General features: G+C 59.1%; 23 protein-coding genes. 10 read left to right on the forward strand and 13 right to left on the reverse strand.

Features of this window, described 5'->3' with window-relative positions:
- The first annotated feature begins 34 nt into the window (after positions 1-34).
- The 5 genes from AC6I99_RS16970 to AC6I99_RS16990 all read left to right on the forward strand — a co-directional run bounded on the left by AC6I99_RS16970 (position 35) and on the right by AC6I99_RS16990 (position 6,194).
- Positions 35-1,471: a sugar transferase gene (locus tag AC6I99_RS16970; RefSeq protein WP_497961360.1), complete on the forward strand. Its 1,437-nt coding sequence runs from the start codon at positions 35-37 to the stop codon at positions 1,469-1,471.
- A 41-nt stretch (positions 1,472-1,512) separates the two neighbouring features.
- Positions 1,513-2,826, forward strand: coding sequence for a UDP-glucose dehydrogenase family protein (locus AC6I99_RS16975; protein ID WP_497961361.1), 1,314 nt, complete (start codon positions 1,513-1,515; stop codon positions 2,824-2,826).
- Positions 2,827-2,829: 3 nt separating this feature from the next.
- Positions 2,830-4,695 carry a DUF4012 domain-containing protein gene (locus AC6I99_RS16980; RefSeq protein WP_497961362.1) on the forward strand — a complete coding sequence of 622 codons (1,866 nt, stop codon included), beginning with the start codon at positions 2,830-2,832 and terminating at the stop codon, positions 4,693-4,695.
- A 173-nt stretch (positions 4,696-4,868) separates the two neighbouring features.
- Positions 4,869-5,489: an LPXTG cell wall anchor domain-containing protein gene (locus AC6I99_RS16985; protein WP_497961363.1), complete on the forward strand. Its 621-nt coding sequence runs from the start codon at positions 4,869-4,871 to the stop codon at positions 5,487-5,489.
- Between the two features lie 324 nt (positions 5,490-5,813).
- Positions 5,814-6,194: a VanZ family protein gene (locus tag AC6I99_RS16990; RefSeq protein ID WP_497961989.1), complete on the forward strand. Its 381-nt coding sequence runs from the start codon at positions 5,814-5,816 to the stop codon at positions 6,192-6,194.
- A 14-nt stretch (positions 6,195-6,208) separates the two neighbouring features.
- Here the strand turns inward: AC6I99_RS16990 and galU are convergent, their stop codons facing one another.
- Both galU and AC6I99_RS17000 read right to left on the reverse strand, forming a co-directional pair.
- Positions 6,209-7,102 carry a UTP--glucose-1-phosphate uridylyltransferase GalU gene (gene galU, locus AC6I99_RS16995; protein WP_497961364.1) on the reverse strand — a complete coding sequence of 298 codons (894 nt, stop codon included), beginning with the start codon at positions 7,100-7,102 and terminating at the stop codon, positions 6,209-6,211.
- A gap of 162 nt (positions 7,103-7,264) precedes the next feature.
- Positions 7,265-7,858 carry a hypothetical protein gene (locus tag AC6I99_RS17000; protein WP_497961365.1) on the reverse strand — a complete coding sequence of 198 codons (594 nt, stop codon included), beginning with the start codon at positions 7,856-7,858 and terminating at the stop codon, positions 7,265-7,267.
- A 459-nt stretch (positions 7,859-8,317) separates the two neighbouring features.
- Between AC6I99_RS17000 and AC6I99_RS17005 the strand changes: the two genes are divergently transcribed.
- Entirely contained in the window at positions 8,318-9,019 is a 702-nt protein-coding gene (locus AC6I99_RS17005; RefSeq protein WP_497961366.1) for a DUF6270 domain-containing protein, read from the forward strand.
- A 23-nt stretch (positions 9,020-9,042) separates the two neighbouring features.
- Here the strand turns inward: AC6I99_RS17005 and AC6I99_RS17010 are convergent, their stop codons facing one another.
- The 5 genes from AC6I99_RS17010 to AC6I99_RS17030 all read right to left on the reverse strand — a co-directional run bounded on the left by AC6I99_RS17010 (position 9,043) and on the right by AC6I99_RS17030 (position 13,863).
- On the reverse strand, positions 9,043-9,858 hold the full coding sequence (locus AC6I99_RS17010) for an alpha/beta fold hydrolase (RefSeq protein WP_497961367.1): 816 nt from the start codon (positions 9,856-9,858) through the stop codon (positions 9,043-9,045).
- A gap of 24 nt (positions 9,859-9,882) precedes the next feature.
- Complete coding sequence (locus AC6I99_RS17015; RefSeq protein ID WP_497961368.1) at positions 9,883-10,599, reverse strand: cation efflux transmembrane domain-containing protein; 717 nt, start codon at positions 10,597-10,599, stop codon at positions 9,883-9,885.
- Positions 10,596-10,922 (reverse strand): ArsR/SmtB family transcription factor, encoded by a 327-nt coding sequence (locus AC6I99_RS17020; RefSeq protein WP_224088588.1) that lies wholly within the window; start codon positions 10,920-10,922, stop codon positions 10,596-10,598. The genes AC6I99_RS17015 and AC6I99_RS17020 overlap by 4 nt, the downstream gene beginning before the upstream one ends.
- Before the next feature lie 304 nt (positions 10,923-11,226).
- Positions 11,227-12,675, reverse strand: coding sequence for an SLC13 family permease (locus AC6I99_RS17025; protein WP_497961369.1), 1,449 nt, complete (start codon positions 12,673-12,675; stop codon positions 11,227-11,229).
- A 42-nt stretch (positions 12,676-12,717) separates the two neighbouring features.
- A complete protein-coding gene (locus AC6I99_RS17030) occupies positions 12,718-13,863 on the reverse strand; it encodes a PrpF domain-containing protein (protein WP_497944567.1) in 1,146 nt (381 codons plus the stop codon).
- Positions 13,864-14,104: 241 nt separating this feature from the next.
- On the opposite strand from AC6I99_RS17030, the gene AC6I99_RS17035 reads away from it, so the two are divergent.
- The 3 genes from AC6I99_RS17035 (at position 14,105) to AC6I99_RS17045 (ending at position 16,401) form a co-directional block, all read left to right on the forward strand.
- Positions 14,105-15,043: a LysR family transcriptional regulator gene (locus tag AC6I99_RS17035; protein ID WP_223946737.1), complete on the forward strand. Its 939-nt coding sequence runs from the start codon at positions 14,105-14,107 to the stop codon at positions 15,041-15,043.
- A gap of 59 nt (positions 15,044-15,102) precedes the next feature.
- Positions 15,103-15,891, forward strand: coding sequence for a phosphatase PAP2 family protein (locus tag AC6I99_RS17040; RefSeq protein ID WP_497961370.1), 789 nt, complete (start codon positions 15,103-15,105; stop codon positions 15,889-15,891).
- 66 nt (positions 15,892-15,957) lie between these two features.
- The gene (locus tag AC6I99_RS17045; protein ID WP_497961371.1) at positions 15,958-16,401 is read left to right on the forward strand and encodes an SRPBCC family protein; all 444 of its coding nucleotides are present in this window, start codon (positions 15,958-15,960) and stop codon (positions 16,399-16,401) included.
- Between the two features lie 49 nt (positions 16,402-16,450).
- On the opposite strand, the gene AC6I99_RS17050 is transcribed toward AC6I99_RS17045, so the two are convergent.
- The gene (locus AC6I99_RS17050; protein WP_497961372.1) at positions 16,451-17,413 is read right to left on the reverse strand and encodes an Rv1352/Rv1906c domain-containing protein; all 963 of its coding nucleotides are present in this window, start codon (positions 17,411-17,413) and stop codon (positions 16,451-16,453) included.
- A 383-nt stretch (positions 17,414-17,796) separates the two neighbouring features.
- Positions 17,797-19,470: a sensor histidine kinase gene (locus AC6I99_RS17055; RefSeq protein ID WP_497961373.1), complete on the reverse strand. Its 1,674-nt coding sequence runs from the start codon at positions 19,468-19,470 to the stop codon at positions 17,797-17,799.
- 213 nt (positions 19,471-19,683) lie between these two features.
- On the opposite strand from AC6I99_RS17055, the gene AC6I99_RS17060 reads away from it, so the two are divergent.
- Entirely contained in the window at positions 19,684-20,457 is a 774-nt protein-coding gene (locus AC6I99_RS17060; RefSeq protein ID WP_497961374.1) for a response regulator transcription factor, read from the forward strand.
- On the opposite strand, the gene AC6I99_RS17065 is transcribed toward AC6I99_RS17060, so the two are convergent.
- From AC6I99_RS17065 to AC6I99_RS17080, 4 genes are all read right to left on the reverse strand, one after another.
- On the reverse strand, positions 20,454-20,927 hold the full coding sequence (locus tag AC6I99_RS17065; protein ID WP_497961375.1) for an Hpt domain-containing protein: 474 nt from the start codon (positions 20,925-20,927) through the stop codon (positions 20,454-20,456). The genes AC6I99_RS17060 and AC6I99_RS17065 overlap by 4 nt on opposite strands.
- 116 nt (positions 20,928-21,043) lie before the next feature.
- Positions 21,044-21,928: a type II secretion system F family protein gene (locus AC6I99_RS17070; RefSeq protein ID WP_497961376.1), complete on the reverse strand. Its 885-nt coding sequence runs from the start codon at positions 21,926-21,928 to the stop codon at positions 21,044-21,046.
- Positions 21,929-21,936: 8 nt separating this feature from the next.
- The gene (locus AC6I99_RS17075; protein ID WP_497961377.1) at positions 21,937-22,869 is read right to left on the reverse strand and encodes a type II secretion system F family protein; all 933 of its coding nucleotides are present in this window, start codon (positions 22,867-22,869) and stop codon (positions 21,937-21,939) included.
- Positions 22,870-22,876: 7 nt separating this feature from the next.
- A complete protein-coding gene (locus tag AC6I99_RS17080) occupies positions 22,877-24,187 on the reverse strand; it encodes a TadA family conjugal transfer-associated ATPase (protein ID WP_497961990.1) in 1,311 nt (436 codons plus the stop codon).
- Positions 24,188-24,268 lie beyond the last annotated feature (81 nt).

The raw sequence follows: 24,268 nt of genomic DNA on the forward strand, positions 1-24,268 counted from the left end.
GTTTGTGGTTCCTAGTACGGGATTGGGGGATTCTTTGAGTCGTGACAAGGACTGGCAAGTTCGGGCGTCGCGAAGACTGCGAGTTGTAGATGCTTTCGTCATTGTTTGGGCTGTGGTTGGTGCATACGTTATTCGATTTGGAGCTGAGCCCGATTTTGTAATATCGGGCGAAGAACCGAACTACGTCTGGGTATCCGTCGCCTTAGCCGTAGTCTGGTGGTTCATGCTGGGCGCCTGGAACAGCCGGCAAAGTCGCATTCTCGGCGCCGGTCCAGACGAGTATAAACGGGTAGCCGCTGCCTCACTCTGGCTGTTCGGCCTTGTCGCTATCTTCTCGTACTCGTTTAGGATCGAAACTGCTCGCGGATACGTGGGGATTGCTTTGCCCGTCGGCTTAGCTGGACTTCTGCTTGGCCGGTGGCTGCTCCGTCAACATCTCAGCGTTGCCCGGCAAAACGGGAATAGCATGTCTCGCCTTCTCCTTCTCGGAGGCCCAAGTGCCGTGGCTCATCTCGCCTCCTCCCTTTACGGAGCAAAGCATTCAGGCTATCTCCCGGTCGCAGCATATACTCCCGGCGTGGTCGGTCACCCCCGCTTTGAACCCGACTCCGGATTGCCGATTTTGGGCCATTCGGCTGATACGGAATCGGTGCTGGCAGCGATCGATAGCTGCCGAGCGGACGCCGTAGCTGTCTCTGCGGGCGTTCAGCTGCATCCGCAGACAATCCGGCATCTCGGCTGGGAACTGGCGGCGCGAAACGTCGGGCTGATCATGGCACCGGCGCTCACGGACATCGCCGGTCCCAGAATCCATACGCAACAAGTGGCAGGCCTCCCACTGATTCACGTTACAACCCCGACGCTCGAAGGCGGCCAACGTGTAGCTAAACGTCTTTTCGACATCTTTGTGTCCGGAATCGTTATTGTAATTTCCGCACCACTGATGGTGGGGATCGCCTTGCTTGTCAAATTCGGGAGCAAAGGCCCGATTCTCTTCAAGCAGGACCGAGTGGGCATCGAGGGCCAGCATTTTCAAATGCTGAAATTTCGGTCAATGGTTGTTGACGCCGAGGCTCGGCTGGCGGAACTCCAAGATCGAAATGAGGGTAGCGGCCTGCTGTTCAAGATTAAGGACGACCCTCGAATCACCGGAGTCGGAGGTTTCCTCCGCAGGTACAGCTTGGATGAGTTGCCCCAACTGTTCAACGTCTTCTCAGGCTCCATGAGTTTGGTCGGTCCGCGGCCTCCACTCCCCCAGGAAGTGGAGGCCTACGAACACGATGTCCGACGCCGATTGCTTGTCAAACCAGGACTAACCGGCCTTTGGCAGGTAAGCGGTCGATCCAACCTCTCATGGCAAGATTCCGTGCGGCTGGATCTCTACTACGTCGAAAACTGGTCCTTGGCCGGGGACCTCGTGATCATACTCCGCACAGTCCGGGCTGTGTTCCACAGTACGGGTGCTTACTAGCCCACGAACCAGCGCAGAGAACTGCGGAAGGAACCAATCAAATGCGTATTTCAGTTATCGGCTGTGGCTACCTTGGAGCCGTCCACGCCGCATGCATGGCAAAACTCGGACACGAGGTCGTCGGAATTGATATAGACAGCCGTAAAATCGCTGACTTGTCGTCGGCCAAAGCTCCGTTCTACGAACCCGGTCTTGACGCCTTGCTCGCAGACGTTCAGGAAACAGGGCGACTCACGTTCACTACCGATATGGCTGCAGCCGCCGGTAGCGAAGTTCACTTCATCTGCGTTGGGACCCCCCAGAAAAAGGGCGAGAACGGTGCAGACCTGACCTACGTTGACGCTGCTACTCTGGGACTGATCCCCCATTTAGCCCCTGGCGACATCGTCGTGGGCAAATCCACGGTCCCGGTTGGCACGGCGGCACGACTTGCGGGATTAGTGGCTGAGAGTCAGCCTGACGCTCACCTAGTCTGGAACCCCGAGTTCCTTAGGGAAGGTCACGCAGTCGCCGATACACTTCGCCCTGACCGGTTTGTCTACGGTGTTAGCGATGGTTCTGAGGATCACATAGCCGTCGAAATCCTAGATGATGTCTACGCAAAGCCGCTTTCTAGCGGAACTCCTCGTCTGATCACAGACCTTCCAACAGCCGAGCTTGTCAAGACAGCAGCAAATTCCTTCCTTGCTACCAAGATCTCGTTCATCAACGCCATGGCCGAACTTTGCGACGCCGCAGGGGCCGATGTAACGCGTCTAGCTGATGCAATTGGCATGGACGATAGAATTGGTCGTAAGTTCTTGCATGCTGGCATCGGCTTTGGCGGCGGTTGTCTGCCCAAGGACATCCGCGCTTTCATGGCTAGAGCAGGTGAATTGGGAGCGGACCAAGCCCTCACGTTCTTACGGGAGGTCGATGCCATCAATATGCGTCGCCGAACACGAGTCGTGGAGCTGACCCGAGAACTCTGTGGTGATGGTCTCCTCGGCAAGCGCATAACTGTTTTGGGTGCGGCCTTCAAACCGGAAAGCGACGATGTCCGGGACTCCCCGTCCCTTAGCATTGCGGCACAGCTGCAACTGCAGGGCGCAGTCGTCACCGTCACTGACCCAAAAGCGCTAGCCAACGCCGCGCGGCGTTTTCCTGAGCTTCAATATGTCCCAGACGTTGAATCGGCTCTCGAAAACGCTGATATTGTCTTGCTTCTCACGGAATGGCAGGAATACCGGGAACTCGATCCGCACGTGCTTAGAAATGCTGTTGCGAACCCACGCATTCTGGACGGCCGCAACGTCCTGGACCCAGCAAAATGGCGGGCTGCCGGTTGGCAGTATCGTGGACTCGGACGGCCGTAGCCCGTGAGCAGCGATAACGTCAGCACACGAACCCGGGGCTCGGGCACCGCCAGCAAATCTAGTCGTTCAACCCAGAAAAGCCGGCGCCGGCTCCTGATCACAGGTATCTGGTCAACAGTGGTAGCAATTATCATTTTGGGCTGTGTTGCCTGGCTAGGAGCGAGAGCCGTAACCATCCAGTCAGAGTTGAAAGCGGCGATAGCTTTACTGCCTAACCTAAAAGCCGATATAGCGACCAACGACGCAGGTGCAGCCGCCGGAACCGTTGAAGCGCTTGTGCTACACACGGGGGCTGCGCGGGATGCTGCAAACGATCCCCTGTGGAAGGCAGCGTCAGTACTGCCGTTCTTGGGACCCAACATGCAGGCCGCCAGTGAAGTTGCTACTTCTGCGGACGACGTTGCTCGCCTAGGAGCAGTTCCTCTCGTGAGAGCATTTGAGTCTCTAAACTGGAAAGCACTGACCCCCAATCCCGCAGGCATGGATCTCACCCCGCTGCAGTCCGCAGCACCACAGGTACAGGCGGCCGCGTACACAGTCAGAGAATCGGCGCAACGCCTTAATGGCATAGACGTAGACGGTCTCCTTCCTCAGATTTCATCACCGCTTATTGAGGCAAGAGACAAACTGTCTTCACTTCAAGGAGACCTGAACTCAGCCGCAGACGCAGCAAGGCTCGCGCCGGACATGTTGGGCGCCGAAGCTCCTCGCCGGTATCTGCTCCTTATGCAGAACAATGCGGAAGCCCGGGCTTCAGGCGGAATTCCCGGCGCACTGGCCGTCCTAAGTATTGACAAAGGAAATCTGAAGCTGGAGGCACAAACGAGTGCGACAGCCCTGGGAGCATTCATCCCGCCACTGTCCATCGACTCCGAGCAACAGGCGATTTACTCTGCCCGAGTTGGCAAATTCATGCAAGACGTCAACCTCACACCGGACTTCCCAACCACCGCGAGCACGGCTCAGGCAATGTGGGAGAAGCGCACTGGCGAGCGCTTGGATGGAGTCCTCTCCCTGGATCCAATTGCGCTCAGCTTTATATTGGAAGCAACTGGCCCAGTACAACTGACGGACCCCGCGGTGAAGGAAATCGGGCGCAACCTCCCCGCTCAACTGACAGCGGAGAACGTTGTGCGGACGTTGTTGTCGGACTCCTACGCGAAGATCGACGAGCCGGATCTCCAGGACGTCTACTTCGCAGGCGCGGCGAAAGAGATCTTCGCTGCCCTTTCGTCTGGAAAAACTGATCCAAAGAAACTCATGGACTCCGTCTCGCGTGGCGTAGAGGAACGCCGCATCCTTCTTTGGTCCGCATCGACTGACGAACAAGCCACTATTGGCAAGTACACCCTCGGCGGATTGATATCTGGCGAGGCCACTTCCCCAGCCGAATTTGGTGTGTACTTCAATGACGGCACCGGCGCGAAGATGGACTACTGGATGAAGCGAACCGTTCAAGTGGTCAAAGACTGCACGCGGGACGGATATCGCGAAATGACCGTACGGGTCACGAACACCAACACCGCGCCGACCGACGCACCAAGATCTCTTCCGGCCTATGTGACTGGTGATGGGGCATATGGCGTTCCTGCCGGCTCAGTGCAAACCAACCTGGTTGCATACGGCCCTGCACAGTCGAATATTGACACAGTTGTCAAAGATGGTGCAAAAATCCCGTTTGCAGCGCAGCGCCACGGCCAGAGGGCGGTCGGAACAGCCACCATCCAACTAGCGCCCGGCCAAAGCAATAGCGTCGAATTCACTTTTGGGCACATCGTCCAGCATGCTGAACCGCAAATCGTTGTCACGCCAACAACACAGCTAGTCAAGGATGTCATCAAGGCCCCGGCGGTGTCGGCGTGTGAATAAGCCGAGACTTGCAGGTTAATCCTTTGTAACGGGATTGGATTTTCTTTGCTCGACTAGCGGACAAATGGTAAGTTCTTGTTGGGCAACACATGAGATTTCGCCTTAGGGTCGCTCAGGACCTCGGAAATCTCCAACACATACGTGGTACCAAATCGGGTCTCAGGGGGACACACATGAAGAAATCTCTTGCAGCGCTTACGCTCGCAGGTTCCATCGCACTCGTCGGCGCAGTTCCAGCCGTCGCAACTAACTACCCAGCACCGAACTCTAGCGTTGCAGTTTCCGACGCATCGGTGGCACCGGGAGAAGCATTTACTTTTAGTGGCACTGGTTTTACTCCGGGTGAAGGTATCACCATCACTGTCACGCCGACCGGTACGCCGGCAGCAAGCGGCGGTAGCGTTTCTGCCGGTAGCCTTTCCATTTCTGGTCGCATTCCGCTTGCTCCCTCAACGCTGGGCGCCGTGGCTGACGCAAACGGAGCTTTCGCAGCTCCCGTCGCAATTGACACTCCGGGCGCATACGCCTTGACTGCTACCGGCAACACTTCAGGCCACACAGTTGGTCCTGTCACCGTGGTAGTCGGAGGCACCGCCCTTTCCAACACTGGCGGAAATGCCGGCACGGGTACGGGCACAGGCCTTGCCAACACCGGTGGCGTTCCGCTGGCAAACACTGGCGCTGACTCCAGTCTGATCCTTTGGTCCCTCGTGGGCGCAGGCGCGCTTGCCGCTGGTACCGCATCCGTGGTGGTCGCCCGCCGCCGCGCTAAGAACACCGAGGCTGCTGCCTAAAGGCACGACGCTTCAAACCTGGGGTGGCTTGTCGACGAAGATGTTTCGTCGACAAGCCACCCTTTTCTGTTTTGCGTTCCTAGTCCAAGAGCTTATGTGGTATTCATATGAGCATGGGGCGACATTGGCGTAGGAGACGTTGGCATTTCGAGCTACGTTTGCCTGCATATCGTGTACCACCGTTGCCCCAGGAATTTCCCCAATACGTTCTCCTGGCACTACTGGCAGTTGCCGCTGCGAGCGTCAGCGCTTGGGCGCTGATCCGAACTTCCTAAGGCACGATTGAAAAACACACTCCCCTGGCGGATAGCCTTAGTTGCATATTTGGGGGCTCTGGCTGTTGTTGGCTTTTGGCCATCTCCGGTTGACCAGCCTATCCAAGGAACACTCGCAACGTTGCTGGATTTGCTGCACCGGCACGGCATACCGTCTTGGTTCGACTACCACGTGGTGGAATCCTCGGCCAACATAGCTATGTTCGTTCCCTTTGGAATCCTTTCAGCTATGGCCTTTCCAACGCGAGGTTGGTGGGTCCTTGCTGGGCTTGGAATCTTGGTTTCCACGTCCATGGAGCTTGGGCAATTACTGTTCATTACAGCCCGCTTTTCAAGCGTAGTTGATGTTGTCATGAACACACTTGGGACTGTCATTGGCGTCGCAGGAGTGCGCTTGCTGACCTGGACCCGGCGTCTAAAGTTCTCCTAGCCCCAAGGCAATTCCTAACCGATGAAACCCTTCATCCAGGACTTCAAATCCTCGCCGAATTCAGGGCGCTCGGAGGCCAGAGTGATCACGGCTTTCAGGTAGCTGAGCTTGTCTCCAGTGTCGTAGCGTCGGCCGCGGAAGACCACGCCGTAGACTCCGGCGCCGTCTCCCTCGCCTACGGCGAGTGTCTGTAGCGCGTCCGTAAGCTGGATTTCTCCGCCGCGGCCAGGTTCGGTTTTTTCCAGAACGTCAAATACAGCCGGGTGCAGCACATAGCGTCCAATGATCGCCAGGTTGGACGGCGCATCTTCCGCTTTGGGCTTCTCAACCAAGCTATTGACGCGAACATAGCCTTCGCCATCAATGGAGGAGATGTCGGCACAGCCATAAGCGCTGATCTGTGATGGCTCCACCTCTATCAAAGCGATGACCGACCCACCGGTTTTCGCTTGAACATCCATCATGGTGGTCAGGAGTTCGTCGCGCTCATCAATGAGGTCATCGCCCAGCAGGACAGCAAAAGGCTCGTCTCCCACATGCTGGCGGCCGCAGAGGACGGCATGGCCAAGCCCCTTGGGCTCTCCCTGGCGCACATAGTGGATCGGGCCCAGTGCCGAAGCGTGCTGGACAGCGTCCAGACGTGCTTGATCGCCCTTCAGCTCCAGTAACCGTTCCAGCGCCGGTGTCCGGTCAAAGTGATCTTCCAGGGCCCGCTTGCTTTGGCCCGTGATCATCAGGATGTCAGTGAGGCCGGCATTTACAGCTTCCTCCACCACGTACTGGATTGCCGGTGCGTCCACAACCGGCAGCATCTCCTTGGGCATTGCCTTGGTGGCGGGCAAAAAACGCGTACCCAGTCCAGCAGCCGGAATTACAGCCTTGCGCACAATATTCCCCCGTGTAGTCATGAACAAACTCTATAAACCCTCACGGGAATGTTGAAATTTGATATTCGTATATTAGTAAATGGCTTGCAGGGCATCTACCCCACGTTTGATTGAGAAGCCGCTTCAGCTTCGTGCTGAAGATAAGGCAGGTGCTTTCCGGTTTCCCGGGAAGCACCTGCCTCCTTAAAGACGTATTACTTGCTGAAGCCTAAGCCTTACCTTGGCACGGCGGATCAGCGCTGCGGATGCTGCGCTGGCGGCCAGGGCGCCTCCGCCAACCAGCGACCACAGGACCAGGCTGGAATCGGCAGCCGTGTTGGCTTGGCCGTTTGCGCCTACAGCGGTAACGCTGGAAGCACCAGTGAATCCGGAACTGCCTTTGTCTCCGCCCTTCCCGGCATTAACGGTGACAGCTGCCCAGCGCGTGTTGCCTGACGTGGCGCCGACGGCGCTGATCGTATACCTACCACTATCCGTGAAGGTAATGGAGGTGGAGAAAGCGCCGGTGCCGTCAGCGATAACACTGAAGCTGGACGGAGCGGGCCGCTCGCCGTTGGAATCCTTCTTGCCGCCGGTCCTTTCGAACGTAACATTGATGGTTTCGCCGCCGACGTAGCCAGTCCCGGCAAAAGTGATGGATTCGCCGGCAGTTATGGTGCCGTCGGAAACGGTGCCCTGCTCGTTGCCCGGAGCCGGGTAGGTCGATGCCACGGCCGGAGCGGTGCCGGTCAGTGCAATTATTCCTGCAAGTGCAAGCGCTGCAATAGACTTTTTCAATTGTCCCCCCTGAGACTAATTACAAATTTGTGTGATGGTGCGGATGCAGATCCCCCATGGAATAGCGTTCCGAAATCCCAAATGTCTATCCACCGACGAGGATATCATTCGTAGGTTGCTCGCAGCAGGCCTACTTCAGAGTAGTTACACAGGGTTAACCTACTGTCTATCTAGCCGACTTGCAGGCACGAAGTCAACGACAGTCCAGTTTATCGACTAATTTTGACAGCAGACTTGCGGTAAATGACAACGCTACGAGGCAGCCAGTCAGTAAGGTTGTCCAATCTTGACGGGCAAGACGCGCCTGACTGCCAAACACTCCAAGGCGGGAAGTGTGGTCGGTGGCAGGGTGGCGGCCACACGACCCGGACCTATCCATAAGGAACTCAATGTCGCAACGGGTCCGCGGCGGTTCGAGCGGCTCCAGCGCCATCCTCGCTGCTCCTGTAGGCTACGCAGGTGCCTTCAGTTTTCATATATGGGAGCTGCGTTTCCCGAGATCCCTTTGAAAAGCCAAGCGAATTCGAGCTCAAGGGCTACTTCGCCAGGTCGTCCTTGGGCAGCGCATTCCGCCAGCCGCCCACCGCAGATACCCTGCTACCAAACATTGATGCGTTGACGAGCCCGTTCCAGCAACGGATGGTTCAGTCCGACATTCACAAGAGTCTTGCCGAGTCGCTGACCACCACTGAGTACGACTGGCTCGTTGTGGATTTCATCGACGAACGCATGAACACGATCGAACTCGGCGGAACAACAATTACCCAATCAGACGAGCTCAAGACGATCGAGTTCGCAGTTGATCCCGCCACTGTGCATGAGCCGTGGAGTGACACCGGATGGGCCGACCGCGTTGAAGGCCTGCATACTCTTGTGAAGCTCGTGGACCCGTCCAAGATCATCGTCAACCGCGTTTACTGGGCGAGTATTGACACATCGGGGCAACCGTTCGGGCGTTCCCTGTGGTTCGATCGTAATAACCGACTGCTCTATGACCTGTACAAAGAGATCGAGAAATCGCCGGGTATCCGGTTCATCGACTACCCGGGCGGAGCCCCGCTGGCCGCAGACAAGCATAGGTGGGGCCGGCAACCCTTCCACTACAGCGAAGCTTCTAACGATCATTTCCTCGCCGAGCTTTCCCGCCTGACCAGGGCCTAAAAAAGCGTGGTCCTACCAAGCCCCTACCCCGCAACGCCAGCCAGAAAAGCCCCAACATCCTCAGCAACCTGTTCCGGGCACTCCCACAACACCAGGTGCCCCGTCTTCTCGTAGATCTTCAGCTGAGCTCCGGGGATGCGGCGGACTATGGTCTCTTCATGGTGCCGCGGGACGATGTGGTCATGTGCGCCCCACAGGATGAGCGTCGGGGCTGAGATGGTTCCGGCTTCGGTTGGCGGGACAGCGTCGTAGTAGCCGCGCAAGGAAGCCTTCCAAACGGATGCCGGCATGGCCAAGCCGTCCTGCACCCTGTCCTCGATGTACGCAGCGGGCACTGCATGCAGCAACCGGTACCAGGACAGAGATTCCCGGACCCAGTCCTCCGAAATCGGATCAGTGAGCGCATCCACCTCGTTCGCAAACAATGGCTTCCCGTGCAGGCTCAACGGCGATCCCACCAGAATCAGTGATTGCACGAGCTCCGGATGCTTCACAGCGAGTTGTTGCGCCACGTATCCGCCACTGGATGAACCCAACACATGGGCCCTCTCTATACCCAAGGCATCCAACATGGCGACAACATCTTCCGCGACGGCTGTCAGTGAGTACCCGTCTTCAGGCTTGTCAGCACCACCATGGCCGCGTAGGTCCGGCGCCACCAGAGTAAGGGGCGGAAGCGAGGCAATCAGCCGCTCAAAACTCCGCCAGGATTCACCCCACGCATGCAACAAGACCAAGGGCGCGCCGCCGTCGTCGTTCCCTTCATCAAGGTGACCCTGCACAAAACAGGGCACGTTGATCCCTGTCCGCAAAGCGACGGTCCTGACCTCGGACTCCATGCGGCCAGCGTACGCCCGCGCTGGTTATTCCACGACCATCTTGGCTGAATCCGTTGCCGTCTGGCATTCCGAGCAGCATCCCGAGGCTTCGGCGGATTCATTACTAACGGCCGCTGCGGGCACGGCGCAACACACGTCGCCACGCCATGCGTTGATTCCTTCGCGGACGGCGACGGCGGCAATCACCAACGCTGCGCCGGCATCAGCCCACCACCAACCCAGCCTGCTGTTCAGGACCAGGCCAATGAGCAGCACAGCAGAGAGATAAGTGCACAACAATGTCTGCTTGGAGTCAGCTACTGCCGTCTTGGAACCGAGCTCACGACCTGCTCGGCGCTGGGCCCACGACAAAACGGGCATGATCGCCAGGCTGAGGGCTGCTATCACGATGCCCGGCGTCGAGTGCTGGGCCTCTCCCCCACCGGTGAGGGACCTGATGGCATCGAACGTGACGAAGGCCGCGAGGGCGAAGAAGGAAATCGCGATAATCCGCAGGGTTAAGTGCTCGCGGCGTTCCGGGGCCTTGGCAGAGAACTGCCAGGACAATGCCACCGCGGAGGCCACCTCGATCACCGAATCCAGCCCAAAACCAATCAAAGCCGAGGAATCCGCTGCACCGCCGGCCCATAGTGCCACTGCCGCCTCGATCACGTTGTAGGTGATGGTGGCGGCAGCGAAAAGTCTGATCCGACGCGTCAGGACGGTTCTGCGTTCTGCTGCTTCCCGCACGGCGGTACTCATGCCACGCATGTCCCATCAGGAGCGCAGCAATTGGGGTCCACAGCCAAGACCACGCCGATCAGATCTTTGATGGCGTGGCCCAGGCGTGCGTCGGCAAGTTCATAGCGGGTCCTGCGCCCGTCGGGAACCCCGACCACCAAGCCGCACCCGCGCAGGCAGGTCAGGTGGTTGGACATGCTCTGACGGGAAACACCCAGGGAATCTGCAAGTTCCGACGGGAATGCTGGCGCGTCAGCCAAGGCCAGGAGTACGCGTGCCCTGGTGGCGTCCGAGATCGCATAGCCAAAGCGGGCCAGCACCGGAGCGTGGGTGAGGGTTTCCATATGGTTAAAGTACAGCGGTCGCTGTATTCATGCAATCGTGTACTGAACGTCGTGCAGTGAGCACTGTTGGGCTGCACGAAAGAGCGCACCCTCCCACATGCGGCGGCGGCAGCACCGCCGTCGTACGCTTTGCCGACACGACAGAGGCGGAGCCACCCTGTTAGGTGGCCCCGCCTCTGGTGCGTTGAGATGATCCAGTCCTGCGCCCGTCTTTCGGGTTACCTGTTGCGTTGGTATGCAGGGTGGGTCCCTTCGCGTACCGACCTGGAATTGCCGGCGGTCATGTGAGAAAGGATCTTCCTGTTTAGAGGATGCCGGTCGGAACCAGGAGGGCCCAGGCCATGGCGGGCGCCACCAGGACCACTCCACCGGCGTAGATCATCAGCTGCTTGTAGACGCGCTGACGGTCTGATTCCTGGGCGTTGGCCACGATCAGTGCTCCGTCAGTGGAGAAGGGCGAAACATCCACCACGGTTGCTGCGATTGCGAGAGCTGCGACCGTTCCTGATGCACTCAACGTGCTCGAGGCCAGCAGCGGCCCGGCCAGCGGGATGAACGCGGTCAGCAGCGCCGTGGACGAGGCAAATGCTGAGCCGACGCCGATGACATAGCAGAGAACCAACGCGATCAGCAGCGGTGCGCCGAGAGCCAAAGCCATCTCTGCCAGGGTGTCGATAACGCCCACGTGCTGCAGCAGGGAGACGTAGGTGATCATCCCGGCCACCAGGAGGACGGTGGACCAGGAAACGCCACCAATGAAGGTCCGGTGTTCCTTGATGTTGATCAGCGCCAGCAGCAGGCCGGCGGAAAGAGCAACAAAGCCAATCGGCATCCGGAAGCCCAACGTGCAGACGAGCATTACACCGATCAGCACGAGCGTCAGGATCTGCTGGCCATGAGGCCGCGTGGTGCGGGGAGTTTCGAGATCCACGTTCGGGACCCCCGTGCCGTCCTTCAGCTTTCCGAAGACGGCGAACAAAGCCAGGGAGAGTGCCGAGAGAAGCAGGTTGATGGCGAAGCTCGCCGCGAAGAGTCCGCCCTGGGAAATGGGGAAGCCGTTATCGTGGGCGATGTTGTGGACCAGGACGCCGGCAACCGAGAGCGGCGAGAACCCGCCTGCATGTGCACCGTTGATGACGAAGGCACCCATGAGGACAGGATGGATACGCGATTCGTAGGCGAACCCCATTGCAGCAGGTGCAAGAAGTGCGACGGCGGCAGGCGAGAACGTGCCAAGCGAGGTCAGCGCGGCGGCGATGAGGAAGAAAACCCACGGCAGCAACATCGTCTTGCCCCTGACGAGGCGCACGCAATTCTGCACGATGATGTCGATGGTTCCATTGCGGTTCGCCATGCTGAAGAAGTACGTCACGCCGATGATCGTCAGGACGATGCTTGCCGGGAAGTCAGCAAGGATCTCCTTATCGGTCATGCCCAGCATGAAATACCCGACGCCGAACGAGGCCACCAGCCCCATCACACCGATGTTCAGGGGCCACTTGGTAGCGACAACGAACATGACCACGAGGATCACCAAGGGAATGATCTGCGTAGCGGTCAAGGTCGGCTCCGTTCCCGAGGTGGCCGCCGGGTTGAAAATGGCGCCCCCGAACATCAGAGCGGCCAGACCCAGGACAGCAATCACGGCTGCTGTTATCAGCAGGATACGGCGGCTGCGGTTGGGACGTTTGGAACCAGCGTCCTGGACATCATCCACTGATGTGGGGGCGGCTTGGTAATCGGTCTTAGTCATGATCTTTACTCCTCGTTGAGTGGGCTGTCTGGGCAGCCAATGTCAATGGGCGGCTGATACGAAGGAAGGCTCGACGGCGCTGCCGAGGAGTTCCGGGAGATGCAGGGTGGTGGTGGCGATGGTGCGTGCCGTACGGTCCACCCCGACCAACAGGGACCCGTCGCGCTCTTCGCTCCAGGTCTCGATCACGCCCGCAGGAGTCCGAAGCCGCAGGATGGAACGCGGTTCGCTGCCCGTGATGCTGTTGAGGACAGTTCCTGGGGTGCTTGCTGCAAGCGTCAAGGCGATGCTTCCGGTAATTGCCAGGGCGGGGTGGGGCTTGCCCATGGAGAGCATCATGACGTTGACATCGCCGGCATCCCCTATGCCGGTGTCCCCCGCGCCGTTGTCCCCTGTGCCGGGGGCTCCGACGATTGCAAGCTTGGGGATAGCGCGGGCAGCGTCCTTAACTGTTGAGGCCAGGCCCATGCGGACGGCGGCCTGCCGCCGGATCTGGTCCAGGGTGTCCAGCTGCAGCTTCACGCCCGCCTGCCAACTTTCGAAGCGGGCGGTGTCAAGGCCCAGTTCCTCGGCCTTGACGATCACAACGGGAGCTCCGGCGTCGACCATTGAAACTGTCCAGCGCGTGCCGCCGGCACTTATCGTGTCCGTTGGTTCGCCCGTGGGCAGCAACTTCCCGGTCGTCTTGCCGGCTGGATCCTTGAAGCCCAGACCCACCCGGTAGCCGGGAAATACGACGCCGGGCATCTCGGCATCCGGGACGATCGGCAAAGCGCCCGCCGGGGTGGCAACGCGCTGGATGATGATCTGGCCGGTGTTGGTGTTGCGCGTGACGATCCGGGTGTTGTCGCCGCTGGGCGTGACCCAGCCCTTCTCGATCGCGTAGAGTCCAACAACCGCGGAGCAGTTTCCGCAGTTACTCCCCCAGTCCACGGCCGCTTCCTCGATACCGACCTGCGCGAAGGTGAACTCGACGTCGACATCCGGCTCGGCGGGACGGCGCAGAATCATGGCCTTGCTGGTGGTGGAGGTTGACCCTCCAACGCCGTCAATCTGGCGGTGGTCCGGGCTTCCAAAAAGCCGGGGCAGCAAAGAGTCCAGGTCCTTGTGGGTTTCGTCCAGGTGTTCACCTTCGAAGACCCAGCACTTGCTGGTGCCTCCACGCATCCACTCCGCTTCAATCTTCATGGCAATCCGTCCATCTCCTCATGCCGCTCTGGGTTTCAGGGGCCTATTAGAAGAATGATCCGGATCACAAATGAAGACAATGTTGGATATTTGATGGGGCATGTAGTGATGCTTCATTCACTGTGAAGGGAACGTTGGAAGGCTGTCTTTCTTCTGCGTTTTGGCTGTTTTACTGGGCAACAGCTGGGCCAAATCACGCTGCATTGCATAGAATGAACCAAAATCAGAGGAGAGTTAACTGATGCTTAATGATCACGGTCAGGAATTATTCGACATTCGGCGGTTGGCTCTGCTGGTTGAGGTGGTGGAGCAGGGGTCCATCACTGCTGCGGCCGATCTGATGCTGTACACGCCGTCCGCGGTTTCCCAACAATTACGGAAGCTCGAACAGGAAGTAGGCCAACCGCTTCTTACCCGCCGTTCGCGTGGCGTGGTGCCAACAGAAGCGGGCCAGGTGCTCGCCGGGCACGCCCGCAAGATGGTGGGGCAAATGCGCGCGGCCCGTAACGACCTCGACCAGATCGCCGGCCTCCGCCGAGGTTCCCTGACGGTGGGCACGTTTCCCACCCTCGCAGGATCGTTCCTGCCGCTGGTGATCCGAGCGTTCAAGAAGCGATACCCGGCCATCAGCCTCTCAGTCCGAAGCGCGCGCTTTGAGGAACTGGTATCAGACCTCGAATCCGGGGAGACCGGCCTTTGTTTGCTCTGGGACTACCCATGGAATCGCTTCCATGACGACGCCATCCGGACAACCGAAGTCTTCCAGGAAAGCACAGTCATCCTCGTGGCCAAAGGACACCACCTCGCCGACCTCGACGAAGTAAAGATGGAGGATCTGAAAAAGGAATCCTGGATCGTTCGTGCGGATGCCCATCCTGTGGTGGAAGTGCTCCGGCGATCGGCCAACGAAGCCGGCTTCGAGCCGACCATCGGATTCCTGGCCAACGACTACCAGGAAGCGCAGGCCATGGTCAGCGTGGGAATGGGCGTGGCCATGGTGCCCAAAACCGCCGTCGCACTCCAGCACCCGGATGTCCGGGTGCTGAGCCTCGGCGCTGCTGCCCCGCTGCGCCGGGTACTCCTCGCCCAACGCCAGGACAAGGTCTACGCCCCGGCCGAGGTTGCGTTCCACACAACGCTGTTGGAAATCGCACGGGACCACGTTGGGGATTACCTCTAAGGGCGAGACTGGATCCCAGCCAGACCGTCCGTTGCCCGCTGCAACGGATATCCTTTGTTATGCCCTCACCGGACAGACCGCCGTCGAACGCCCCCGGAGACCCTGGAGATACCTCCGGAGTGCTTCACGATAAGCTCACCATCCCGGAACGATTCGTTGCACCGCGGAGTCAGAAGGTCCTCTTTATCATCGCGGTTGTCCTCGCGCTGGTCGGCGCAGGATCCTTCTTCCTCATCCTCGCCGAAGTAAAGCAAAAAATAGATTTGGCCACGGTGGATGCCACGGTCAGCTCGTGGTTCGTGAGCCAACGCTCACCGGCGGCGACAACGGTCATGGCTGTCCTCGCCACCATTTTTGGCCCCATAGTGATGCCCATCATCGTGGCCGCCGTGACCGGGATCTGGATAATAAGGGCGCGAAAGCTCTGGCGACCTCTCTTGCTTGCCGGGGCAATGCTAACCGGCGTGCTCCTCGCCCAAGTCATTACGCGTTTGGTCGAGCGGCCACGACCGCCCATGGATCTCATGGTGCTCGGCGCTGACAGCACCTACTCTTTTCCGTCGGGCCACGTACTCGGCGCCTCCGACTTCCTTCTTGTGGGGGCATTCCTTGTGTTTTCGCGCCGCCGCAGGATAGGTGCGGTCATTGCCGGCTTCAGCGCCGCCGTCGCAGGAATTGTTACCCAAGCCATCAGCAGGCTTTACCTCGGCTACCACTGGCTGACGGACGTCGTCGCTTCCGTCTCTTTGTCACTCATCATTCTGGCCGCGGTCATTGCCTTGGACACGTGGCGCACCACGAAGGCGCTACCCGGGCCAAAAGAGATGGCTGCGAAAAAGCGCGGCTGATATCAGCGTTTATTCACCGGGTCGGATTCGCGTGAGCTGAGAGACGATGGAGGAGAAGGAGGAGCCATGTCAGCACTCACGCACACCATAGAAATCGACCGACCACCTGATGCGGTTTTTGCGTATGCGAGCGACCCGCTGCGTTTCCCGGAGTGGCAGGCTGACGTCCGGGAGGTGCATTTCGAGGGCCCGGACCGCAGTGAGGTCGGGTCGCGGTTCACCACCACCCGCCGGATCGGACCCAACGAGCGCACAATGACCCAGGAGATCACGGAGGTGGAACCGCCCCACCGGTTCGCCGCACACGGGGTTGCGGGCCCGATCCGCCCTCACGCGAGCATCGACGTCGAACCTCTCGACGACGGCGCAAGGTCCCGGGTGACATTTGAGCTCGATTTCGAGGGGCACGGCTTCGGCAAGGCCCTCGTGCCCGCCGTACGTCAGCTCGCGGCGCGGGGTGCCCCAGCGAGCCACAGGCGGCTTAAAGAGCGGCTCGAGGCGGACGGATAGCAGCACTGGCGTCGAGCAGTCCGCGGACAGGGCGATTGCTGGGCGGAGCCTATTGCTTCGTCCAGCCTCCGCAGCCTTCCGTTATCAGCCTCTGGCCGCGGACCAGTTTCACCATGGGAAATCCGCTGGTGACAGCTCCTTCAGAGCTATCAGTGCTGCCCGGGCGCGTGATCTGCCAGGAGCACGCGCCAGTGACTTCTTTCGTGGTTCGATACGTTCCCGGGGCGATATCCTTCCCAACAATCCATGTTCCGTCCTGGATGATCCCGTCTTGGATAGTCCCGTCTCCGGGCCTGTCTTGTGTGGTGCTCGGAGCTCGCTGAGCAGCGGCGACGGCCGAATCACGAGCCGCTTCAGTCCCGGCAGCAACCACGCCGAGGAAAAGCGAGGCCGCTCCCGCGACGGCAACCACTATCGCAGCCTGTTTGCTGGGTAGCCCAGCCCAAGTGGGCCGCTTGAAAATGAGCGAATAGAGACCGGTAAGCAACGCTGCCAGGCCGATGAAGATCAGGATCGATTCGCCATTCCCTGTAACAGCATTGGCCACGGCAAGTAGGGCAAGCAATGCGCACACGATCCAAAACGAGGGACCGATGCGCTTCGTGGAACCGCTGGACCAATTGTCCCGCGGAGGGTTCTGCGGGAAAGGTGGGGGTCCGAAGCCGGGATGTTGGAAGGGCGGCTGCTGGTAGTAGGGCTGGTACGGAAAAGGCGGCTGCTGGAAAGGAGCCTGCTGGAAGGGCGGCTGCTGGTAGTAGGGCTGGTACGGAAAAGGCGGCTGCTGGAAAGGAGCCTGCTGGAAGGGCGGCTGCTGGAAAGGAGCCTGCTGGAAGGGCGGCTGCTGGTAATGGTGTGGCACTGGAGCAGCAGCGGGTGCTCCAAAAGGCTGCGACGACCCATACGGAGACGAGCCCGCAGGCACTCCCGGCGGTGCGAAGGGCTGCCGCTGTTGCAGCGGCGCCGCCGGCACCTCCGACTGGCCGTAAGCCGCACCATCCGTGTCATTTGTCATCAATTCCCCCAATGGAAGTAACCGGCATGGCCCGTTCGTCAGCAGCTGGCCCAACTACGCATCAGACTACGACATCGAGTCCGGACATCAGGGCTTTCCAGGACACGGAACCGGCATGCCTGAACCCCAATGCCCTATCGGCCGAACGGGCAGACTGCCTAAACTGAGGGGGCACGAAGCAATCACGGTTCGCTGGTTTGCCCGTGTTTAGGAACGGAGAGTGCCATGCTCAAGATGCTCATGTGCAAGCTGAACTTGAGCCACGCCTGGCACGTGGAATCGGCAGAAGATGGCAGCGGCCGCTACAGGCGCTGCACGCGGTGCGGTAAGTACGATCGCGACTGGGACGGTAGCGGCTTTATGCACTGAACGGGCTTAAGCCTTCAGTTCTCCTCGGATGGCGTGGCCGGCAGCGAAACCGTAAACGTGCTGCCTCTCCCGGGTTTACTGGTGCAGGTGATACTGCCGCCGTGCCGTTCCACGATGGACTTGGTGATGGACAATCCCAGGCCAACGCCCGGAATGGCAGCCTGGCGGGCGGCACCTGTCCGGAAGAAGCGCGTGAAAATCTTCGAGGTCTCCTCCGTGGTCATCCCCATGCCGGTATCTTGAACTTCCAGCTGGATCCACCCGTCGTTCCGGGCAGCCCTCACGGTGACGCGTCCGCCACCCGGGGAGTACTTGATGGCGTTGGACACGAGGTTATCCAGGGCCTGACCCAACCTCAGTGGATCTGCATCTGCCCAGAGGGGTGAAGGTACGTCGGCCACGAGACCCACATTGGCAAAATCAGCCTGCGCATGGGCTGACACCAAGCTGTTCTCAACCAGGCCGGCCACGTCCGTACGCCGAAGGTGGATGCTCTCCACTGCGGCGGCTGACATCAGCAGATCATCCACCAGGGCACGGAGCCGCTCGGCGTTGCGTTCGGCGACTTCCAAACGGGTCCGCGCCCTGTCCGAGAGCTCCTCGTCTCCGCGGAGCACCAAGTCCAGATTGCCCAGGATGGACGTGAGTGGCGATCCGAATTCGTGGGAAACGTTGGCAACCAGTTCGTCCTTGGCCGCGAGGGCCTGGACTACGTCGGTCACGTCTCGAAACACGATCACAGCACCGCCGAAACCTTCGTCCACGCCGTATTTCATGCTGCGCGCGGCAGTGGAAATGGCCCGCTGTTCTGCTCCAGTACCGAACCACACAAGGTAATCGGAATACGTTTCTCCCTGGGCTGCCCTTTGAGTGGGGCTCTTTTCGGGCGGAAGCGGGGTCAGTCGATCCTGACCAAAGATCAAGAGCTCGTCCCGTGCAGGAGTTGCACCGGGCCGGGCCGGAACTGCCACGCGATAGAATTCTTTTTGCTGGTTGTTGGTCAAAAGCGTCTGGCCCTTGGAATCGACGGCGACAATTCCGACGTCGATTGTGTCCAGGATCGTCGCAAGCAGCATTTCGCGATCCCTGCTCGCCGCGAGCAATTGCCGCAAAGCTTGGTCACGCTGCCTGACACGCTGTTGCTGGATTCTGGCATTCGAGCCCGAGAGCCGAATGGTGACCGCAACAGCAAACATCACCAAGGGCAAGACGATAACCGAGAACATGTCGGAGGAGGGAGGCTTTGGCAAGTGCGAAATGAAAGGCGGGAGGGCAATCACGAGGGGGCCCAGAATGCTGATGACAAGGCTTGACCTGGTTCGCAGACCTGAGGCGGATAACCAAATCACGGGAAAAAGTGCCAGAACCACGAGGCCTGGCAGCGAGCCATAGGCACCACTTCGCGTGAATGCGAGGGCAACCAGATCCAGGACCGGGATGGCCAGGCTGGCGCCCGGCGCCAGACGTTCCCATGGAACTAGGAAGCAACTCAGGAAAAGGATCCCATGCATGAGGATTCCGATGACAAACAACCCGTTCTGCATGAGACTCGGCCAAAGGGCGGGGGCAGAGACGAACAATCCTCCGACTACCAGAGTCAAAGGCAATTCACAGACGGCTACCCGGGCTCTGGGCGTCAGTTTTCTAAAGATGCGGGCGGCTGTGCGAAGCAAAGGCTGCTCAGTCAAGGCAGAATCCTTCGTTTGGGGGACACGGACCAAATATCGTTTCGCGCCGATTCCGGGAAGAGCAGGGGGCGGAGAGTAAAACCGGAACGTTGGGACGGCACATATTGCACATATTAGGTGCTATAAAACATGAATGCTTGTATCGTACGTATTGGGTGACGCTTCCCGCTTTGCGCTGGGCTTGCGGGGATGTGCGCCGACTCGAGGGAATCAATGAGCGAGCCTGGGGTTGCTGTAGTCATTGAGGATGACGAAGACGTCCGGAACTTGGTGGGCGCCATCCTAAAAGAGGCGGGTTTTGTGGTCCATTCCGCCGCCACTGGACGCGAAGGCGTCGAAGTTGTCCGACATCATCAAGCCGTGGCGGTGACACTGGACGTCGGGCTTCCAGACATGGATGGCCATGAGGTTTTGCGGCGAATCCGGCAATTCAGTGATGCGTATGTTGTCATGCTCACTGCACGCCGCGACGAACCGGATACCCTGACGGCCTTCCTGACGGGTGCCGACGACTATGTAAAGAAACCATTCCTGCCACGCGAGCTAAGGGCAAGGGTCACAGCGATGATGCGGCGGCCCCGTGTGGGCGTTGGGTTGTCCTTACCCGAGGATGCCGGCGAATCCGGCTTGGTCCGTTCGAATGGACGCAATGATCCGGTCCTTGAACACAATGGATTGTCTTTGAATTACAAATCCCGGGCAGTGGCCCTGGATGGTTCTCCCCTGACCTTGACCAGGAGCGAATTCGATCTGCTGCTGGATTTGCTCCGCAACCCGGACGAAGTTCGGACGAGGGCCGACTTGGTTCGAGCTGCCCGTGGGGACTATTACGACGACGATGCTTATATCAGCGAGGCCGACGAACGGGCTGTTGAAACCCACATTGGAAATCTTCGCCGAAAGCTGCACGAAGACTCACAGTCTCCCCGGTTTCTGCAGACGATCCGGGGAGTCGGTTATCGACTCGCCCCGAAAAGGCCGGATTAGGAGATGGGATCCGGTTCCGGGCTTTCATTCCTCAGTACGTAGCTTTCCCTGAGCTCCTTGACAGTGCGCTGACCACACTCGGCAATCTCATCAAGGAGAGTCTGGGCATTGCGTAATTCACCGTTCAGAATGTGTTGTTCAAGAATGGCTGCGAGAACCGAAAGGCGAATGCCTCCCACCATCGCTGAAGATGTTCTCAAGCTAAGGATGGTGTCCAGTGCCGCCGCTTCGTCACCACGTTCGACGGCGGCCGCGAGGTTTTCGTACCGTGTTGGCCAGAGCCTCGCGAAGTCGCTTGCAAAAATGCGCGCTATGCGCGGATCACCCACCTGATCTTCCAAGAGTTGGAATTCCGCGAGGTCCAGTATCGGCCGTCCGGACGCGACGGGCATCCACGTGGAGCCCTTCGTCTGTCCGGTACGGTCGGAGTCCCCACGCTCGTCGACCTCGCTGAAATCTGAACTGAACATATCTCGATGCTACTTCCTGAACTCAGATCTAAACCGATCTTGTGCTGATCTTGAGCAAATCCTCAGCGCCTCCTGATTTCTTGAGTTTTCTTTTGCCTACGCAAATTGGGTACGCGTCATCCACCACTGAGGGTTGTTATGGTATTGATGACCGCTGGTCCCAGGATGGCAATAAACAGGACCGGAAAGATGAAGAATAGCAGGGGAAAGAGAATTGTTACCGGAAGCTTCATGGCTTTCTCCTCGGCGCGTTGCCGGCGCTTAACCCTCATGACCTTCGCTTGAACTCTCAACACGCGGCTAATGGCAATCCCGTACGTGTCGGCCTGGATAACCGCCTGCACGAAGCTTCGAAGCTCAGGAATATTGGTCCGTTGGGCCAACGCGAGATAGGACTCGCGGCGGCTCCTGCCAACCTGCATGTCCTGGAGTGTCCTGACAAGTTCTTCCGCCAGCGGTCCCTTGCCGTTTTCTCCGGCGCGGGCCATGGCTCCTTCGAAGCCGAGGCCGGCTTCCACGGAGATGAGCATTTGGTCCATGGTGTTGGCGAGTTCCAACTGGATCTTCTTTTGCCGCTCCTGACCTTTGCTGTAAAGCATCAGGTCCGGAATGAAATATCCCAGCAGGACCACAAAGATCCCCACAAGCTTGATGAGTCCACTCTGGCTGGTGCTGGTGATGAACACACCAAAAATCGCACCCAGAAGCCCAAGCGCAGGCTTGGCGGCCAGGACACGTCCCAGCGGGAGCGAGGTTGGACGGCCGGCCAAAGCCAGTAGCCTGTCCAGCTTCTGGACGTAACTTCCAGGGGTAAGCCTGTAGCCCAGGCGTTCCAAAGCCCCGCTCCTGCTCTGCTGCTCCACTTCAATCGCGATTTGACCCCGCGACAGGAGCTCACGGACTGCCCGCGGGGTCCTCCGGTCAGTTGAAAGGAGGGACCACGCGAAATAGGCGCTCGGCAACGGAACGAGCAACAAGGACAAGAGCAGGAAAGGGTGCAAGGTTCACCTCAAAATTTCAAGTCGATGATCTTGCGCATCCACAGACCACCGATGGTCATCAAGATGACGGAACCTCCGATCATCACCCAGCCCAGCGGATTGGTGAACATCACGTTCATATAGCCGGGGTTGACGATCATGAGCATGAACACGATTCCCACCGGGAGGGCCATCAAAATGTAGGCCGAAAACTTTCCTTCTGCGGCCAGGGATTTAATGTGCCCTTTGATTTCACTGCGTTCGCGAATGGTGTCGTTGACCTGGTCCAGCACATCTGCGAGGTTCCCACCCACCTCGCGGTTGATCTGGATTGCTTGGGCTATCCACACGAAATCCTCGTTCCGCATTCTCTCCGCCGTATCGTTCAGGGAAGCTTGCAGGTCCCGTCCCAGACTTGTCTCGGTAATGACCCTGCGCATTTCTTCGGATGTGGGGCTGACTGATTCCGTGGCAGCGGCGTCGATGGCGCGCAGGATGCTGTGGCCAGCCCTTAGGCCGCCGGAAAGAAGCTGAAGTGTGTCGCCAAGCTGATCATCGAACTTGTCACGCCTTTTGCCCGCCCGGAACTTCAGAACCAGCCGGGCCACGAAGGGTGCCAAAATGCTGAGGAGAATCGCGACGAGAATGCCGCCGACAATCAACCCGATCAGGGCTCCCACCACTGCGCATGCGATCACCAGGACGACGAAGTCCGCTTGGCTCATTCGCACACCCGCGTCATCGAGTTGTTCGCGGTTGAAAAGCCGAACGTTGCGCTGCGTCAGCACACGATGAAGTGCGTCAGTTGTTGACCCTGTGAATCGGGTCAGATGGGAACCGGGAAGCACCTGGTAGGGCCTCCGCCGGTCCAGCGGAACGTCGGGGGTCTTTGGCAAAATAACAGCGACCCCGAACAGCACGATGGCTGACAGCATGAGGGCCAGCCCGACGAAGAGAATCATGGCGCGCTCACGTCCTCGGCGTCGAAGTCAGTGGAGCCGCAAAAAGCTCGGGAGAAACATGAATGCCCAGGTCCGTGAAGCGATCGATGAACCGCGGACGGATACCCGTAGAAACTGGTCGGCCCAGAAACATACCGTGAGCGTCGACGCCGGCCGAGTAGTCGAAAACAAACGCGTCCTGGAGGGTGACAATGTCCCCTTCCATGCCTTGAACCTCAGTCACATGGGTGATGCGGCGCGTTCCATCGCGGAGACGGGAAATTTGGATAATGAGATTAACCGCGGACGCGAGTTGTTCACGGATTGCTCGCAGTGGCAAGTCCATTCCGGCCATAAGAACCAGTGTTTCGAGCCTGGCCACTGCGTCCCGGGGAGAATTGGAGTGCACCGTTGAGAGTGAACCGTCGTGCCCGGTGTTCATGGCTTGCAGCATGTCCAGCGATTCTCCCCCGCGCACCTCGCCAACAACTATCCTGTCCGGGCGCATACGGAGGGAGTTCCTGAGCAGCTCCCGGATGGTGACTTCGCCCTTGCCCTCCGTGTTTGGGGGCCGGCTCTCAAGCCTGACCACGTGCTGCTGCTGGATCTGCAGCTCCACTGCGTCCTCAATGGTCACAATTCGGTTGTCGTCAGGAATGAATGAAGACAGGACATTCAACAGCGTGGTTTTGCCGGTTCCGGTACCGCCGGAAACAATAATGTTCAGTTTCGCTTTGACACAGGCATTCAGGAGTTCGGCGATTTCAGGAGTTAGCGTGCCAAAGTCGATCAAATTCCTGATGGTCAAGGGCACTTTGCTGAATTTTCGGATTGTGAGGGATGAACCGCCAACAGCAAGCGGCGGGATCACAGCGTTGACGCGTGAGCCGTCCTCCAACCGGGCATCGACCAGCGGGGATGACTCATCGATCCGGCGTCCCACCTTGGAGACGATGCGTTCGATGACTCTTCTCAGATGGTCTTCGGAGCTAAATCCCGAATCAGTGAGGATCAGCTTGCCGCGCCGTTCGACGTAAATCTGATCCATTCTGTTGACCATGATCTCCGTAACTTCCGGGTCATCCAGCAGGCGCTGCAGTGGCCCGTAGCCCAGGACATCATCGGCCACATCCGCCACAAGCCGGCTGCGCTCCTCGGGCGAGAGCGGCACCTGCTCAGAATCAATGATCCTTGTCAGCTCTTCGCGGGCAGCAGTCCGCAGTTCCTGCTCACTCAACGTTGAGTCGTTGAACCTCGCACCCAGGCGTTCAAACAATGCGGTTGCGGCGCGTCGCTTCAGCGCAGCGAAGGCGTCCACCGGCTGCTGGGCCTTTGGCATCGGAACGTCCGGATGATCAGCCAATTTCGCCGAGAGGTGGGGTTTCGACGCGACCGTGGCCTTCGTTTGAAGGTTTGGTTT

The sequence above is a fragment of the Arthrobacter sp. TmtSoilC77 genome (assembly GCF_059739415.1).

Bases quoted from the DNA above. Each gene is read 5' to 3' on its own strand.
- AC6I99_RS16975 (WP_497961361.1), top strand. From the start codon at position 1,513: ATGCGTATTTCAGTTATCGGCTGTGGCTACCTTGGAGCCGTCCACGCC.
- AC6I99_RS16985 (WP_497961363.1), top strand. From the start codon at position 4,869: ATGAAGAAATCTCTTGCAGCGCTTACGCTCGCAGGTTCCATCGCACTC.
- galU (WP_497961364.1), bottom strand. From the start codon at position 7,102: ATGACTACACGGGGGAATATTGTGCGCAAGGCTGTAATTCCGGCTGCT.
- AC6I99_RS17010 (WP_497961367.1), bottom strand. From the start codon at position 9,858: ATGGAGTCCGAGGTCAGGACCGTCGCTTTGCGGACAGGGATCAACGTG.
- AC6I99_RS17015 (WP_497961368.1), bottom strand. From the start codon at position 10,599: ATGAGTACCGCCGTGCGGGAAGCAGCAGAACGCAGAACCGTCCTGACG.
- AC6I99_RS17020 (WP_224088588.1), bottom strand. From the start codon at position 10,922: ATGGAAACCCTCACCCACGCTCCGGTGCTGGCCCGCTTTGGCTATGCG.
- AC6I99_RS17025 (WP_497961369.1), bottom strand. From the start codon at position 12,675: ATGACTAAGACCGATTACCAAGCCGCCCCCACATCAGTGGATGATGTC.
- AC6I99_RS17030 (WP_497944567.1), bottom strand. From the start codon at position 13,863: ATGAAGATTGAAGCGGAGTGGATGCGTGGAGGCACCAGCAAGTGCTGG.
- AC6I99_RS17035 (WP_223946737.1), top strand. From the start codon at position 14,105: ATGCTTAATGATCACGGTCAGGAATTATTCGACATTCGGCGGTTGGCT.
- AC6I99_RS17040 (WP_497961370.1), top strand. From the start codon at position 15,103: ATGCCCTCACCGGACAGACCGCCGTCGAACGCCCCCGGAGACCCTGGA.
- AC6I99_RS17045 (WP_497961371.1), top strand. From the start codon at position 15,958: ATGTCAGCACTCACGCACACCATAGAAATCGACCGACCACCTGATGCG.
- AC6I99_RS17050 (WP_497961372.1), bottom strand. From the start codon at position 17,413: ATGACAAATGACACGGATGGTGCGGCTTACGGCCAGTCGGAGGTGCCG.
- AC6I99_RS17060 (WP_497961374.1), top strand. From the start codon at position 19,684: ATGAGCGAGCCTGGGGTTGCTGTAGTCATTGAGGATGACGAAGACGTC.
- AC6I99_RS17065 (WP_497961375.1), bottom strand. From the start codon at position 20,927: ATGTTCAGTTCAGATTTCAGCGAGGTCGACGAGCGTGGGGACTCCGAC.
- AC6I99_RS17075 (WP_497961377.1), bottom strand. From the start codon at position 22,869: ATGATTCTCTTCGTCGGGCTGGCCCTCATGCTGTCAGCCATCGTGCTG.
- AC6I99_RS17080 (WP_497961990.1), bottom strand. From the start codon at position 24,187: ATGCCAAAGGCCCAGCAGCCGGTGGACGCCTTCGCTGCGCTGAAGCGA.